We start from the raw sequence: 1,552 nt of genomic DNA on the forward strand, positions 1-1,552 counted from the left end.
AAATGGACGATGCCGCTGAGGGACTGGCGCATGGCGATGAGCCGTTTTATTATCGAGTTCGGTGACCGCCTGGACGGTCACTTCTGAGAAAAGGCATTTACACAGAATCGTAAACAGGCTCAAGCGCCCCGGTAATTTCCTTCATGGACTTCTCGGTGGCTTCACGTGGCGGCAGCTTTTCCTCACGCATAACCCGTTCTACGTTCTCCACCACCACAATGGCATCATCCACCAACAGACCGATGGACAAAACGACGCCGAACATCGTCAGCGTATTGATGAATAACCAAAAACAGCCAGTACGCCGAAAGTCCCCAGCAGGACCACCGGCACGGCAATTGCCGGGATCAATGTACTTCTCAGATTTTGCAGGAAGACGAACATCACCACGATAACCAGCAGAATCGCTTCGCCCAGGGTTTTGACCACTTCCTCGATAGAAATCTTGATAAAGTCGGTACTGTCCAGCGGATAGGCCACGGCGTAACCTTCAGGCATGCCGCTCTGGAACTCAACGATGGTGCTTTTTACACGTTCTGCCGTGGTCAGTGCGTTGGCCCCTGGGGAAAGTTTGATCGCGAGACCACTGGCCGGATGCCCGTTAGCCTGGGAATTGGAGCTGTATTCAGCATTCCCCATTTCAACTCGTGCGACATCGCTCAGACGCACGACGGAGCCGTCAGTATTGCTTTTCAGTATGATATGGCGAAATTGCTCCGGCGTCTGGAGACGGGAACGGGAACGAAGCGTCGCGACGAGCTGCTGCTCCTTGCTGGCAGGTTGCGCGCCTATCTGACCGGATGAAACCTGGGTATTCTGGTTCTCAAGTGCCGTTTCAACGTCCGAGGGCATCAATGAGTAAGATGCGAGTTTTGCCGGATCAAGCCAAATACGCATGGCATATTCAGCGCCAAAAACCTGGACATCCCCGACCCCCTGCACGCGGGCCAGCGTATCCTGCATGTTACTGATCAAATAATCGGCAACGTCCGCCGAGCTGCTTCGGTCGGTCTTATCGAACAGGGTCACGATGAGCAGAAAGTCACTTTGTGCTTTCTTCACCGTTACCCCCTGCGAGGTCACTGAACTGGGTAAACGACTTTCTGCCTGCTGTACCTTATTTTGTACCTGGACCTGAGCGATATCCGGATCTGTGCCCTGCTCAAACGTCACGGTGATGCTGACTTTCCCGGTCGAGGCCGTGCTGGTTGAAGAAAAATACAGCATACCGTCCAGACCGGTAAGCTGTTGCTCAATCACCTGCGTTACGCTGCTTTCCAGTGTTTCCGCAGACGCCCCGGTGTATGTTGCATCAATTCTGACCTGTGGCGGCGCCACATCTGGATACTGTGCGATCGGCAGATTACTGATGGACAACACGCCAAACAGCATGATGACAATGGCAATCACCCAGGCAAATACCGGCCTGCGAGCCTGTACATAGATTTGTGTAATTGCCTGATTTTGATATCTTCAATCCAACATCAAAAACAGGTTAATTTATGGACGAAAAGCAGTTGCAAGCTCTGGCTAACGAACTGGCCAAAAATCT

General features: G+C 52.5%; 1 pseudogene. It reads right to left on the bottom strand.

Going from position 1 to position 1,552, the window contains the following annotated elements:
• Positions 1-121: 121 nt before the first annotated feature.
• Positions 122-1,392 (bottom strand): annotated as a pseudogene (locus GRH90_RS25810) (efflux RND transporter permease subunit); the annotation flags it as partial.
• Positions 1,393-1,552: the final 160 nt, after the last annotated feature.

Source organism: Acerihabitans arboris (assembly GCF_010131535.1).
Taxonomy (GTDB): domain Bacteria; phylum Pseudomonadota; class Gammaproteobacteria; order Enterobacterales; family Enterobacteriaceae; genus Acerihabitans; species Acerihabitans arboris.